This is a genomic window from Zhongshania antarctica, from assembly GCF_014202945.1.
GTDB lineage: Bacteria > Pseudomonadota > Gammaproteobacteria > Pseudomonadales > Spongiibacteraceae > Spongiibacter > Spongiibacter antarcticus.
On the sequence record NZ_JACHHW010000004.1, the window covers coordinates 156,031 to 168,778 of the forward strand.

At 50.3% G+C, this 12,748-nt stretch carries 14 protein-coding genes; 12 read left to right on the forward strand and 2 right to left on the reverse strand.

The genetic code is table 11. The features are described 5' to 3' along the window. Nucleotide 1 precedes the first annotated feature (1 nt). Nucleotides 2–925, forward strand: a complete 924-nt coding sequence (gene secF / locus HNQ57_RS07870) for a protein translocase subunit SecF (protein ID WP_184462188.1) — start codon at nucleotides 2–4, stop codon at nucleotides 923–925. 164 nt (nucleotides 926–1,089) lie between these two features. Here secF and HNQ57_RS07875 read toward each other — a convergent pair whose 3' ends face one another. Then, nucleotides 1,090–1,893, reverse strand: coding sequence for an inositol monophosphatase family protein (locus HNQ57_RS07875; protein ID WP_008247495.1), 804 nt, complete (start codon nucleotides 1,891–1,893; stop codon nucleotides 1,090–1,092). 185 nt (nucleotides 1,894–2,078) lie between these two features. Between HNQ57_RS07875 and HNQ57_RS07880 the strand changes: the two genes are divergently transcribed. The 11 genes from HNQ57_RS07880 (at nucleotide 2,079) to rpoS (ending at nucleotide 12,222) form a co-directional block, all read left to right on the forward strand. Further along, nucleotides 2,079–3,704, forward strand: coding sequence for a CTP synthase (locus HNQ57_RS07880; RefSeq protein WP_184462189.1), 1,626 nt, complete (start codon nucleotides 2,079–2,081; stop codon nucleotides 3,702–3,704). A gap of 51 nt (nucleotides 3,705–3,755) precedes the next feature. Beyond that, nucleotides 3,756–4,607: a 3-deoxy-8-phosphooctulonate synthase gene (kdsA, locus tag HNQ57_RS07885; protein ID WP_184462190.1), complete on the forward strand. Its 852-nt coding sequence runs from the start codon at nucleotides 3,756–3,758 to the stop codon at nucleotides 4,605–4,607. Nucleotides 4,608–4,646: 39 nt separating this feature from the next. Continuing rightward, nucleotides 4,647–5,930 (forward strand): phosphopyruvate hydratase, encoded by a 1,284-nt coding sequence (eno, locus tag HNQ57_RS07890; protein ID WP_184462191.1) that lies wholly within the window; start codon nucleotides 4,647–4,649, stop codon nucleotides 5,928–5,930. A gap of 85 nt (nucleotides 5,931–6,015) precedes the next feature. Then, nucleotides 6,016–6,294 (forward strand): cell division protein FtsB, encoded by a 279-nt coding sequence (gene ftsB / locus HNQ57_RS07895; RefSeq protein WP_184462192.1) that lies wholly within the window; start codon nucleotides 6,016–6,018, stop codon nucleotides 6,292–6,294. A 43-nt stretch (nucleotides 6,295–6,337) separates the two neighbouring features. Further along, nucleotides 6,338–7,054, forward strand: coding sequence for a 2-C-methyl-D-erythritol 4-phosphate cytidylyltransferase (gene ispD, locus HNQ57_RS07900; RefSeq protein ID WP_184462193.1), 717 nt, complete (start codon nucleotides 6,338–6,340; stop codon nucleotides 7,052–7,054). Beyond that, nucleotides 7,047–7,538, forward strand: coding sequence for a 2-C-methyl-D-erythritol 2,4-cyclodiphosphate synthase (gene ispF, locus HNQ57_RS07905; protein ID WP_184462194.1), 492 nt, complete (start codon nucleotides 7,047–7,049; stop codon nucleotides 7,536–7,538). Before ispD ends, ispF begins: the two co-directional genes overlap by 8 nt. Then, nucleotides 7,528–8,550, forward strand: a complete 1,023-nt coding sequence (gene truD / locus HNQ57_RS07910; RefSeq protein ID WP_184462195.1) for a tRNA pseudouridine(13) synthase TruD — start codon at nucleotides 7,528–7,530, stop codon at nucleotides 8,548–8,550. Before ispF ends, truD begins: the two co-directional genes overlap by 11 nt. Before the next feature lie 77 nt (nucleotides 8,551–8,627). Beyond that, the gene (locus HNQ57_RS07915) at nucleotides 8,628–9,266 is read left to right on the forward strand and encodes a protein-L-isoaspartate(D-aspartate) O-methyltransferase (protein ID WP_008247511.1); all 639 of its coding nucleotides are present in this window, start codon (nucleotides 8,628–8,630) and stop codon (nucleotides 9,264–9,266) included. A gap of 39 nt (nucleotides 9,267–9,305) precedes the next feature. Continuing rightward, nucleotides 9,306–10,211 carry a DUF368 domain-containing protein gene (locus HNQ57_RS07920; RefSeq protein ID WP_184462196.1) on the forward strand — a complete coding sequence of 302 codons (906 nt, stop codon included), beginning with the start codon at nucleotides 9,306–9,308 and terminating at the stop codon, nucleotides 10,209–10,211. A 168-nt stretch (nucleotides 10,212–10,379) separates the two neighbouring features. After that, complete coding sequence (locus tag HNQ57_RS07925) at nucleotides 10,380–11,147, forward strand: peptidoglycan DD-metalloendopeptidase family protein (RefSeq protein ID WP_221301625.1); 768 nt, start codon at nucleotides 10,380–10,382, stop codon at nucleotides 11,145–11,147. Between the two features lie 73 nt (nucleotides 11,148–11,220). After that, nucleotides 11,221–12,222, forward strand: coding sequence for an RNA polymerase sigma factor RpoS (rpoS, locus tag HNQ57_RS07930; RefSeq protein WP_184462198.1), 1,002 nt, complete (start codon nucleotides 11,221–11,223; stop codon nucleotides 12,220–12,222). Between the two features lie 93 nt (nucleotides 12,223–12,315). On the opposite strand, the gene fdxA is transcribed toward rpoS, so the two are convergent. Further along, nucleotides 12,316–12,639, reverse strand: coding sequence for a ferredoxin FdxA (gene fdxA, locus HNQ57_RS07935; protein WP_184462199.1), 324 nt, complete (start codon nucleotides 12,637–12,639; stop codon nucleotides 12,316–12,318). Nucleotides 12,640–12,748 lie beyond the last annotated feature (109 nt).

Genomic DNA, 12,748 nt, shown 5'->3' on the forward strand with positions numbered 1-12,748 from the left:
TATGTCTGAGAATACAAAAATTATCGATTTTATGGGCTTGCGTAAGCTCGCCACCGTGCTTTCTACCTGTTTAGTTGTGGTTGCAATTGGCTTGCTTGCCTTTAAAGGCCTGAATTTTGGCTTGGATTTTACCGGTGGCACCTTAATTGAGGTCATTTACGAAGAGCCTGTCGCCCTACCAGAGGTGAGGGATCAGCTTAAAACTGCTGGCTACGATAACGCGGTGGTGGTGAATTTTGGTTCTGATACTGATGTGTTGGTGCGTTTACCACAGGGTATGAGCCCGACTCTCGGTGAAGAGGTACTGAAAGTCCTGAAAAACGGCGCGGCGGGTGAAATCGATTTGCGCCGCATTGAATTTGTCGGTCCGCAGGTAGGCGAAGAGTTGCGCGAGCAGGGTGGTTTGGCTGTGTTGCTGGCGCTTGTCGTTGTCCTTATTTACGTTGCGATGCGCTTCCAAATTAAGTTTTCTCTCGGTGCGGTAGCGGCGTTGGGCCATGATGTCATCATAACCTTGGGTGTTTTCGCCCTAGTGGGCTGGGATTTCGATCTCACCGTATTGGCGGCCGTTCTGGCGGTAATCGGTTACTCGCTTAACGATTCTATCGTCGTTGCGGACCGAATTCGTGAAAACCTGCGTAAATTACGTAAGCACGACGCGGTTGAAGTGATCAATATCTCGCTGACTGAAACCCTCGACCGTACTTTGGTTACTTCCGGCACCACCTTATTGGTATTGATTGCCTTGGCGGTAGTCGGTGGCGAAATGATCCACAGCTTCGCTCTCGCGCTACTTGTTGGTATTGGTGTGGGTACGTACTCGTCGATCTACATCGTCGCGAGCTTACTGGTAACAATGAATATCAGCCAAGATGACTTGATCGTGCAGGAGAAGGAAGGGGCAGAGGTAGATGATTTGCCTTAAGTTGAGTCTGACGTCTGGGGTCTGACGTTGGAAGAGGAGGCAGTCGGGCGTCTGCGGTCGGACGTAAAAAAAGCGCATTTGATGCGCTTTTTTTGCAACAGACACATCGTGTCTATGTTTTTGACCTTACGTCAGACATCCGACTCCAGACGTCCGACTAATCCCTATCGCAATTTCTCTAAATGCGGGCGCACTGCCTGCAGTAATCCCTTCAAGCACTTGGGATTGGCTGCAACGATATTGCCGCTTTCAAAATAATTGCCACCGCCACTGAAATCACTGACCAAACCACCGGCTTCGCGCACGAGCAGGATGCCTGCCGCGATGTCCCATTTGCTCAGGCCAATTTCCCAGAATCCGTCGAGACGTCCGGCCGCAACATAGGCTAAGTCGAGTGAGGCGGCACCAGCACGGCGGACACCCGCTGTTTCCGCGGCCACGGCTTCTAGGCTGCGCATATAAGCTGGCAGGTGTTGAGCGTTATGGGCTTTAAACGGAATGCCGGTGCCGATTAAGGCGCCTTCTAAGCTCGGGTTCATAGTAACCCGCACTCTGCGGCCATTTACCTGCGCACCGCGACCACGGCTGGCGGTAAATTCTTCGCGCCGAATCGGGTCGAGAATCACTGCGTGTTCGATTTGACCCTGAAATACACAGGCAATCGAAATGGCAAAGTGGGGAATGCCGCGCACAAAGTTGGTTGTGCCGTCGATGGGGTCGATAATCCACTGGTAATCGCTGTCGGCATTGCCGGACGCGCCGGACTCTTCGCCCAGAAAACCGTGATCAGGATAAGCTTTTTGCAGGTGATAAATGATCTCCTGCTCGGCTTTGCGGTCGATTTCGGTCACAAAATCGTTCTCGCCTTTGGACTCGATTTGAACGCGATCCAGTTGTTCAGATGCGCGAGCGATAATGTCTCCCGCCTTACGGGCGGCGCGCAATGCGATATTCAGCATGGGTTGCATAGTACTAAGGCCTTGAATGTGCAAGCAATTGGAGGCGCATTATAACAGAGACTCGGCGTCCGACGGAGGCCTAATTTCATTGTTTCGTTAGGGCCTTCCTGTTAGACTGACGTCCCATCTCAAGGGGCAAAGAAGCACCGCTTTTTCCAGCCCTATATCTTATCGCACTATCAAAAAGGCATGACATGGCGCGTTTTATATTCGTCACCGGCGGTGTTGTTTCGTCTCTCGGTAAAGGCATCGCTTCAGCATCGCTGGGCGCTATTCTCGAGGCTCGCGGCCTCAAAGTGACTATGTTGAAACTGGACCCCTACATTAATGTAGACCCCGGTACCATGAGTCCATTTCAGCACGGTGAGGTATTTGTTACCGAAGACGGTGCAGAAACCGACCTTGATCTTGGTCATTACGAGCGCTTTGTGCGCGCCAAAATGGCCAAAGGTAATAATTTCACCGCTGGTCGCGTTTATGAAACCGTGTTGCGCAAAGAGCGTCGCGGTGACTATCTTGGCGGCACAGTGCAGGTAATTCCCCATATTACCGATGAAATTAAGCGCCGAGTTCTCGCGGGTGCCGGTGATGCCGATATCGCCATTGTTGAAATTGGCGGCACGGTTGGTGACATTGAAGGCTTGCCCTTCTTTGAAGCGGCGCGTCAGTTAAAAGTTGAATTAGGTGCCAAACGCTCAATGCTGATGCACCTGACCTTGGTGCCGTATATTGCCACCGCCGGTGAAACCAAAACCAAGCCCACCCAGCACTCTGTTAAAGAACTCCGTTCTATTGGCTTACAGCCTGACATATTGCTGTGCCGCTCAGATCACGAAATCGATCTGAGCAGCCGCCATAAAATAGCGCTGTTCACGAATGTTGAGTCCCGCGCGGTTATTCCGTTGCGCGATGTCGATTCAATTTACCGTATCCCATCTTTATTGGCGTCAGAAGGTTTGGATGAGCTGGTTGTTGAGCGCTTTGGCCTCGATTGCCCGCCAGCGGATCTGACTGAGTGGGACACTGTTATTGACGGCGATTTACATCAAGACCAGACCGTGACAATCGCCATGGTTGGTAAATACATGGAATTGCTTGATGCCTATAAATCGCTAAACGAAGCCTTGAAACACGCGGGCATTCACAGTCGTACCAAGGTGGCGGTACGTTATATCGACTCAGAAATTATCGAGAATGAAGGCCTCGGCGTGCTCGACGGCGTTGACGGTATTCTGGTGCCTGGTGGTTTTGGCAACCGGGGCGTGGAAGGTAAAATTCTCACCGTACAATATGCCAGAGAAAATAAAATTCCCTACTTGGGTATTTGCCTAGGGATGCAGGTAGCGGTTATTGAATTTGCCCGCAATGTTTTGGGTATTAGCGGCGCCAATAGTACTGAATTTGATGATAAGTGCAGCGATCCAGTGATTGGCTTGATAACCGAGTGGGTCACCGCTGAAGGCGGCGTTGAACAGCGTAATGAAGATACTGACCTCGGTGGCAGTATGCGTTTAGGAGCGCAGCAGTGTCATCTTGTTGAAGGTTCTGCGGTAAGTGCTGTTTACGGAAGCGAATTGATTACCGAGCGCCATCGTCATCGCTACGAAGTGAACAATAAATACGTTGAGAGCATGCAGGCTAATGGTTTGAAAGTCGGCGGCTGGTCAGCGGACAAGAGCTTGGTTGAGGTGGTAGAAATACCCGATCACCCGTGGTTTATTGCCTGTCAATTCCACCCTGAGTTCACCTCTACACCCCGCGATGGTCACCCGCTGTTTAGTGGCTTTGTTAACGCGGCATACGCCCACAGCAAAGCGTAATAAACCACTGTGCAGTGCATAGGCTAGAATTGGGATTTAAGGAATAGAGACATGAAAGATAAAGTAGTGAGTGTTGCCGGCATTGATGTGGCGAATGACAAGCCCTTTGTTTTATTTGGTGGCATGAACGTTCTTGAATCCCGGGACATGGCCATGAAGGTCGCCGAACATTATGTAAAGGTGTGTGCTGAATTAGGCATTCCCTACGTTTTTAAAGCGTCTTTTGATAAGGCCAATCGCTCCTCAGTGCACTCCTATCGTGGGCCTGGAATGGAAGAAGGTTTGCGCATTTTTCAGGAAATTAAGCAGACTTTTAACATCCCAGTTATTACCGACGTCCATGAAATTTACCAGGCTGGCCCTGTTGCTGAAGTGTGTGACGTTATTCAGTTGCCCGCATTCTTGGCCAGACAAACTGACTTAGTGGCGGCGATGGCGGCCACCGATGCGGTTATTAATATCAAAAAGCCGCAGTTTTTAAGTCCTGCGCAAATGAAGAATATTGTCGAAAAATTTGCCGAGTGCGGTAACGACAAAATTATGCTGTGTGAGCGCGGCAGTAATTTTGGCTACGACAACCTCGTTGTCGACATGCTCGGCTTTAAAATTATGCGCGATGTCAGCGGCGGTGCGCCGCTAATTTTTGACGTTACTCACGCACTGCAATGCCGCGACCCGATGGGCGCAGCGTCGGGCGGACGCCGCAATCAAGTTGCCGAGCTTGGCCGCTCCGGTATGGCCTTGGCCATCGCTGGTTTGTTTCTCGAGGCTCACCCCAATCCCGATCAAGCCAAATGCGACGGCCCCAGTGCGCTACCTTTATCTGCGCTTAAAGGCTTCCTCGAACATATGAAGGCAGTGGACGATGTTGTGAAATCCTTGCCAACACTCGATATTCAATAGATTTTTAATTTTATAAAGACTGACACGGAGAAAACTCACATGGCAGAGATTGTCGATATTAAAGCGTATGAGATCCTGGATTCTCGCGGTAACCCCACCGTTGAAGCGGATGTTGTACTTGCATCTGGCGCTGTAGGCAGTGCTTGTGCACCCTCAGGGGCATCGACGGGATCTCGTGAAGCCCTAGAATTGCGCGATGGCGACGCCAGCCGCTACTTGGGTAAAGGCGTACTTAAAGCCGTTGCCAATATCAATACAACTATTCGTGACTTGTTGCTGGGGATGGACGCTGAAGATCAGCGCGCTATCGACAATGCCATGATTGCTGCCGACGGCACTGAGACCAAATCAAACTTGGGCGCCAACGCCATTTTGGCAGTCTCGTTGGCGGCGGCAAAAGCGGTGGCGATTGAGAAGGGTATTCCGCTGTACCAGCGTATTGCGCAAATCAATGGTACCGAAGGTCAGTACACCATGCCGGTGCCAATGATGAATATTATCAATGGCGGCGAGCACGCCGACAATAATGTCGATATTCAAGAGTTTATGATTCAGCCCGTTGGTGCGCCGACTTTTGCTGAAGCCTTGCGCCAAGGTGCGGAAATTTTTCACTCGTTGAAGAAAGTGTTAGTGGCTCGCGGTTTGAGCACATCAGTGGGTGACGAGGGCGGTTTTGCACCGAATTTGCCATCGAATGAAGCGGCACTTGAAGCCATTGCTGAGGCCGTTGCCAACGCCGGTTACGAGTTGGGCAAAGACATCACTCTGGCACTGGATTGCGCGTCTTCCGAATTTTACAAGAATGGCAAATACGTGCTGAGCGGCGAAGGCAAAGAATTCGATGCTGACGGCTTTGCGAGCTATTTAGATGAGCTGAGCCAGAAATACCCGATTATCTCCATTGAAGACGGCATGGACGAAAGCGATTGGGATGGCTGGGCAACTCTGACGCGCAAAGTTGGCGACCGTGTACAGCTGGTCGGCGACGATTTGTTTGTAACCAATACTAAAATTCTAAAGCGTGGTATTGATAACAAAATTGCGAACTCAATTCTGATTAAATTCAACCAAATTGGTTCGCTGACTGAAACCTTAGACGCGATTAAGATGGCTAAGGATGCAGGTTATACCGCCGTTATTTCGCATCGCTCTGGTGAAACCGAAGACACCACAATTGCCGATTTGGCCGTGGCGACGTCGGCCGGCCAAATTAAAACAGGCTCGTTGTGTCGTTCAGATCGCGTCGCTAAATACAATCGTTTGCTGCGTATTGAGGCAGAGTTGGGTGCGGCATACCGTGGTCGTGACGAATTCCGCGCTTAGGTTTTAAGGGGCAGCAAAAGCTGCCCCTTAAATGACGTTGCGGGGTATTGAGGATCAGTATGGGTATGAGTGAGATGGCAGCACTATGACGCGCCGGCGATTGCTTTTATTACTGCTGGTCATTTTGACGATGCTGCAGTTTAGGCTGTGGACGGGTACGGGTAGTTGGGAGCAAATTACCAGTTTACGTCGGGATATCGTTCAACAGAAAAAAGTTAACGACGATTTAAATCAGCGTAATGAACGCCTATATGGCGAAGTACGCAGTTTAAAAAACGATCTCGATAGTATTGAAGAGCGCGCCCGCAATGATATGGGCCTGATTAAGAGCGACGAGACCTTCTATCTCATCGTTGAAGAATAGTTGGAACAGAATAATAGCTTGAAACGAAACAGGCAGTGCGAACATGATTGACGATAAGGCAGTTGTATCTCGCCTTTGGGCGGTAGTGCCCGCCGCAGGTCGAGGCAGCCGCTTTGGCGCAGCCCTTCCTAAACAATATTTGCCCTTAGCCGGCAAAACGGTCATTGAGCACAGCATCGCTGCATTGTTGCGTTGTCCTGAGATCAATGAGGTGCTTGTCGCGCTGCATGCGGATGACAAGACCTTTATCGAACTCGCCTGTGCTAAGCATCCAAAAGTAAAATCTGTCACTGGTGGTCTAGAGCGCGCGGAGTCTGTAGAACTGGCGCTTGCGGCGCTTACCGGTGCTGCGGCGACGGATTGGGTGCTGGTGCATGACGCTGCGAGGCCTTGTCTTAGTGACGCCGACGTTCAAGCTTTATTGCTAAAGGGTCGTGAGCATCCGCTAGGAGCAATATTGGCGGCGCGGGTGGTTGATACTGTTAAACGAGGCAACGCCCTCCGAGAAGCGGTCGAAACAGTTGATAGAAATGCATTGTGGAGGGCGTTAACACCGCAGCTATTTCGTTACGGTGAGCTTCGTGCTGCGCTCAAACACTGTCGTGAGCACGCTTTGCCGGTAACCGACGAGGCCTCGGCAATGGAGCAATTTGGCGGGCGGCCCCTCTTGGTTGAAGGCAGTCACCGTAATATTAAGATTACCTATCCTGATGACCTCACTATAGCGACGGCTTTTTTGGCTGGAGGCGTGAATGACTAGAATTCGTATTGGCCATGGCTATGATGTCCATCGCCTAGATGAGGGCGATGGCATTCATTTGTGCGGGGTTTGGGTGCCGTGTGCGTACCGACTCATTGCGCATTCAGATGGTGATGTTGCCCTTCATGCGCTCTGTGACGCATTGCTTGGGGCTTTGGCATTGGGTGATATTGGCAAGCACTTCCCAGATACCGATCCGCGCTATAAAGGCGCTGACAGTGCGCAGTTATTGACGCATTGCTATCAATTAATCCAGCGTGAGGGCTATGCGCTGGGCAATGCGGATCTCACCATTGCAGCGCAAACGCCTAAACTCGCGAGTTTTATTCCCGCCATGCGCGAGTCCATTGCCAAGGCCTTGAACCTAGAAATTGGCCAGATTAGCGTAAAAGCAACCACCACCGAAAAATTAGGTTTTGTCGGCCGCAGCGAAGGTATTGCGGTAGACGCCGTGGTGTTGTTGGAGCGTGGCGATGTTGCCTGATTGGCCTCGTGCACTCGGTACTCCGCAGCTTAGTGGTGTATTAAAAGCCCAACCTGAAGATTTTGTGGTGGAAGAGGTTTTCCCCGTCGAATTTAGCGACGATGGCGAGTTTGACTGGCTGTGGATAGAAAAGCGCGGTGATAATACGGAGTATGTCGCTAGGCAATTGGCGCGCTTAGCGGGTGTGCAGCCCAAAGCCGTCACGTATTCGGGTCAGAAAGATCGCCATGCCATCACTCGTCAGTGGTTTTGCGTGCATCTGCCAGGTAAAAACTTTCCCGCGTGGGATGCGCCGGAAACGGAAACCTGGAAAATACTGCGCAAGGGCCGCCACCGTCAAAAGCTGCGTTTGGGCAGCCATCGCTATAACCGATTCACCTTGTGCTTAAGTGCCCTAGAGGGTGATCTTGACGATCTTGGCCACCGAGTGGCGCAGCTATCTCAGGGCGTGCCGAATTACTTTGGTGAGCAGCGCTTTGGCCACCAAGGCGGCAATATTAGCGCTTGCCAACAGTGGTTTGCGGGTACGTTAACGCCGGGCCGTTTTGAGCGCAGCATGTATCTTTCTGCGGCCAGGTCTTACCTGTTTAATACCGTATTGGCGAATCGGGTGCTTGATGGCAGTTGGAACACAGGTTTAGACGGCGAGATTTACGCGCTGCGAGACAGCGGTAGCGTGTTTAGCGCTGAACGCAACGAGGAGACGTTGGCCCGATTAGCCAGTGGCGATATTCAACCCACCGGACCGCTGTTCGGTAAGGCTGGGCGTCTCGTGGTGAGTGCTGCCGCGGCCAGTGCGGAAGAGGCGGTGTATAGCCTGCAGGAAGACTTATGCGTGGGTTTGCTTAAACATGGTTTGAGTATGGAGAGACGGGCGCTGCGCCTGATACCTCAAGATCTCCAGTGGCAGTTTACGGGTAATAAGTCGCTGGAGCTGAGCTTTTCCTTGCCTAGGGGCTGTTTCGCCACAGCGCTTGTGCGAGAATTAATTCGCTACCCGCTGGCGAGTTAGGGGCGGCAATAGCGTCGTTGTTTATTAGTGTTAATAGAGATAACTGGGTGACAATCTTAAATTTGCAAGGCATTGGGATGACATCCCAGCGAACCCGGGACCGTTTAATAGAGCGCTTGAGTGAACGCGGGATCACTGATAACACGGTTCTCAATGTCATTCGCGGCACGCCGCGCCATATCTTTCTCGATGAAGCTCTGTCGCATCGCGCCTACGAAGATAGCTCGCTACCCATTGGTTTTCAGCAAACCTTGTCGCAGCCTTATATTGTTGCTCGTATGACGGAGTTACTGCTGGCAAATGGGCCACGAGAACGGGTTTTGGAGGTAGGGACCGGCTCGGGCTATCAAACCGCGATATTGGCTCAGCTAGTAGGGCGGGTGTTTAGTGTTGAGCGAATTCGGCCCCTGCAAGAAAAAGCCCGTCAGCGTCTGCGTCAGCTGGGCCTGACCAATGTTCAGTTACGCCATGCTGACGGCGGCATGGGCTGGAAAGATCGGGGACCTTTTGACGCGATCTTATCGGCAGCGGCACCTGCTGAAGTCCCTCAAGAGCTGCTGGCGCAGTTGGCGATGGGCGGTCGATTAGTGATACCAATTGGTCCGCAAGGCAAGCAGCAGGCCCTCTATGTTTATGATAAGACAGAAGAGGGTATTCAAGAGCAAATCATTGAGCCTGTATTATTTGTACCCTTGCTCGCGGGCTTATTGTCTTAGTGAGATAACGACGTCAATTATGGCTACGAAGGAAGTTTAATGAAGGGATTTTATCCTGCGGTTTTTATTCGCGGATTGGCCATGGGCGCTGCCGATGTGGTGCCTGGTGTGTCGGGTGGTACGATTGCCTTTATCACGGGCATTTATGATGAGCTCATCGAAAGTCTGAAATCGTGTAATATTCAGGCCCTTCAGTTGTTGTTCCAATCGGGCCCTACTGCTTTTTGGCAGCACATCAACGGCGGCTTTTTAATGAGCTTGCTGCTGGGTATTGCGACGAGTGTTTTGTCCTTGGCGCGCTTTATTTCCTATGCATTACACCATCACCCAGTGCCCTTGGCGGCCTTGTTTTTCGGCTTGATACTGGCATCTGCGGTATTGGTGTACCGGCAGATTCCTGGCGCTGGCCGACAAATCGGATGGCTATTGTTCGGTATTGGCTTCGCCCTGTTGATAGGCGAATTTCGTCCTGCTGACATTGCCAGTACACCGCTCAATTTATTCCTATCTGGTGCCTTAGCGATTTGTGCCATGATTTTACCGGGCATATCGGGGAGCTTTATTTTGCTCCTTCTGGGTATGTATCAGCCGGTGATTGAGGCTGTAAAAAGTATGGATATACTTGCCCTGCTGAGCTTTATGGCCGGCTGCGGGGTGGGGTTAATGCTGTTTGTGCGTTTATTGTCTTGGCTTATGCATCATTTTCGCGCCCAGCTTTTAGCGGGCTTAAGTGGCCTGTTAATAGGCTCGTTAAGTATTATTTGGCCTTGGAAGTTAGATGCCGCCGGCGGTATCCTCGCTGAATCCTTGGCGCCGGGCTGGCAAAATGTCTTGCCATGGCAATATGCTGTAAAAGGCGATCCCCAATTGCTATTTTCATTGGCGTTGGCATTGGTTGGTGGTGTTTTGGTACTCTTGATAGAGCGATTTGCCAAAAAAGCCTAATTTTCTTAAGAATATTTATTTCTAATAGAATCAGTTGAAAGGTCAAATAGTACTCAAAACCGAGACATAAACGCTTTGATAGGATTAAGTTGCCACGAATATTTTTGAAATTAAATTGTCATCTACCAAAAAAAGGTTTTTTCATGCGGTTTATCGGTCCTTAATGTGATGAGTAAATTGCAACAAATTATTGGTATTTGCAGTGTAATTTGTGTCTTGGCGTCTTGTACTACCAGTGGCAGTTTCGCCCCTGTTTCTGATCGTTATAATCCAGCAGAACGCACCCCTCCGTATTATATTGTGAGCTCCGGCGACACCTTGTTCTCTATCGCTTGGCGCTATGGTTTCGAGCTTCAAGGGTTAGCGTCTGCTAACAGTCTCAGGCCGCCATACACCATTTATCCTGGCCAGGCGATATTGCTAGAAGAGCGTAATAAACCGCTGGCATCGACAAGTTCGCCAAAAAATGTCGTCGCTACGTCCGCGATACCGAAATCAAACAATATTAAAAATGAGCGGGTAGCCAGGCTTAACCCCAAACCAACAGTGCAGTTAAAGTCTGTAAATGAGGCTTGGCAGTGGCCGGTGAACGGCCCGGTAGTGAGACCATTTGTCGCGAGTGGGCAAGAACACAAGGGTATTGATATAAAAGGTAAAATGGGTGAGCCTGTATATGCATCACGAAGCGGTGAAGTAGTGTATGCAGGCAGTGGTTTGGTTGGTTACGGCAATCTACTGATACTGAAACACTCAGATCGTTTTTTAAGTGCTTATGGACATAATCGGCGTATTAAGGTTAGGGAGGGGGATAAGGTTAAAGCGGGACAGCTTATTGCCGAAGTTGGTGATAGCGGTACTGATTCAGTGAAATTACATTTTGAAGTTCGTATGGACGGAAAACCGGTTGATCCTTTAAGGCTGTTACCACGGCGTTGACGTCATAAATGCCAGTAAGACGCCTTAAGTATCACTTAGTCGAGCAATAAAAAACGTATAAAAGGATTCGACGATGCGGGTATATGAAAAAGATGGACATCGTTCAAGTGTCAACGATGTACTAGCAAGCACAGATATTCAGGAAGGTTCAGAAGCGCGGGATGATGAAGATTCTGCACCAGAGAAACCCAGTAAAATAGCCGCTAAGCCCGGCCGTGGTCGCCGCCAGTCGAGCGATTTAGACGCCACCCAACTCTATCTCAGTGAAATTGGCTTTTCTCCTTTGTTAAGTGCTGAGGAGGAAGTGTATTTCTCTCGCCTCGCAAGAAAAGGTGATGAGTCTGGACGCAAGCGCATGATCGAAAGCAATTTGCGCCTAGTCGTGAAAATTTCTCGACGTTATCTTAATCGCGGTCTAAGTCTGTTAGATTTGGTTGAAGAGGGTAATCTCGGCTTAATTCGCGCGGTAGAAAAGTTTGATCCAGAGCGCGGATTTCGTTTTTCAACCTACGCCACGTGGTGGATTCGTCAAACGATTGAGCGGGCGATAATGAATCAAACTCGCACCATTCGATTGCCAATCCATGTTGTGAAGGAGCTAAACAGCTATTTGCGCGCCGAGCGCGAATTAACGCAAAAGCTCGATCATATGCCCTCGCCAGAGGAAATGGCGGTAGCCCTAGACAGGCCTGTCGCTGAAGCGAAGCGCTTGTGCGGTTTAAAGGACCGTGTCGGCTCTGTTGATGTCCCCGTGGGGCAAGATTCAGATCAGGTTTTACTCGATACCCTTGCCGATACGCAGGCGCTGAATCCCAGCGATATTCTGCAGGGCGAAGATCTGTCGAACAGTATCGATTTGTGGTTGGGCGATTTGAGCTCAAAACAGCGTGAAGTTGTGGTGCGTCGTTTTGGCTTGCGTGGCCATGAGCCAGCCACCCTTGAAGAGGTTGGCCGCGAGATCGGGCTAACACGGGAGCGGGTGAGACAAATACAAGTAGAAGCGCTGAAAAGTATGCGAGTGCTGTTTGAGGCGAATGGTTTAAACGCAGCGTCGTTGTTTGCTGAAAATCATTAAGCTGAGTTAGCGCCATAGCTAGAACCATAAAAAAACCCGCGTTTGCGGGTTTTTTTATGGTTCAGAAAGCAAACTACGCAGTTAGCGAATAGCCTAGCGTTCCAGGTACTGAAGTTTGTTGGGTTTGTTGGCCCAGTCTTCAGCGTCTGCTGGCGGTGCTTTCATCTCAGTTATATTAGGCCAAACCTCAGCCAATTCCGCATTCAATTCTAAGAATACTTGCTGGTCTTCGGGCAGCTCGTCTTCAGAGAAAATCGCGTTGACTGGGCATTCTGGTTCACACAGCGCGCAGTCAATACATTCGTCAGGGTGTATGACGAGGAAATTCGGGCCTTCGTAAAAACAATCTACCGGACATACTTCAACACAATCAGTGTGTTTGCACTTAATGCAATCTTCGCCTACAACAAAAGTCATTTTTGGTCAGCCCCTTTTAAATCCTGACTGTGGGTTGAGTAACTCGCAGAGCGCGGTATTGTAACACCAGTGAAAAATATGGGTATAGCTTTAGCCTTAACAATAATTT

Coding starts and splice junctions, on each gene's coding strand:
- kdsA (WP_184462190.1), top strand. CDS start 3,756: ATGAAAGATAAAGTAGTGAGTGTTGCCGGCATTGATGTGGCGAATGAC.
- HNQ57_RS07920 (WP_184462196.1), top strand. CDS start 9,306: ATGAAGGGATTTTATCCTGCGGTTTTTATTCGCGGATTGGCCATGGGC.
- ispD (WP_184462193.1), top strand. CDS start 6,338: ATGATTGACGATAAGGCAGTTGTATCTCGCCTTTGGGCGGTAGTGCCC.
- truD (WP_184462195.1), top strand. CDS start 7,528: ATGTTGCCTGATTGGCCTCGTGCACTCGGTACTCCGCAGCTTAGTGGT.
- HNQ57_RS07880 (WP_184462189.1), top strand. CDS start 2,079: ATGGCGCGTTTTATATTCGTCACCGGCGGTGTTGTTTCGTCTCTCGGT.
- eno (WP_184462191.1), top strand. CDS start 4,647: ATGGCAGAGATTGTCGATATTAAAGCGTATGAGATCCTGGATTCTCGC.
- secF (WP_184462188.1), top strand. CDS start 2: ATGTCTGAGAATACAAAAATTATCGATTTTATGGGCTTGCGTAAGCTC.
- HNQ57_RS07875 (WP_008247495.1), bottom strand. CDS start 1,893: ATGCAACCCATGCTGAATATCGCATTGCGCGCCGCCCGTAAGGCGGGA.
- rpoS (WP_184462198.1), top strand. CDS start 11,221: ATGCGGGTATATGAAAAAGATGGACATCGTTCAAGTGTCAACGATGTA.
- ispF (WP_184462194.1), top strand. CDS start 7,047: ATGACTAGAATTCGTATTGGCCATGGCTATGATGTCCATCGCCTAGAT.
- fdxA (WP_184462199.1), bottom strand. CDS start 12,639: ATGACTTTTGTTGTAGGCGAAGATTGCATTAAGTGCAAACACACTGAT.
- HNQ57_RS07925 (WP_221301625.1), top strand. CDS start 10,380: ATGAGTAAATTGCAACAAATTATTGGTATTTGCAGTGTAATTTGTGTC.
- HNQ57_RS07915 (WP_008247511.1), top strand. CDS start 8,628: ATGACATCCCAGCGAACCCGGGACCGTTTAATAGAGCGCTTGAGTGAA.
- ftsB (WP_184462192.1), top strand. CDS start 6,016: ATGACGCGCCGGCGATTGCTTTTATTACTGCTGGTCATTTTGACGATG.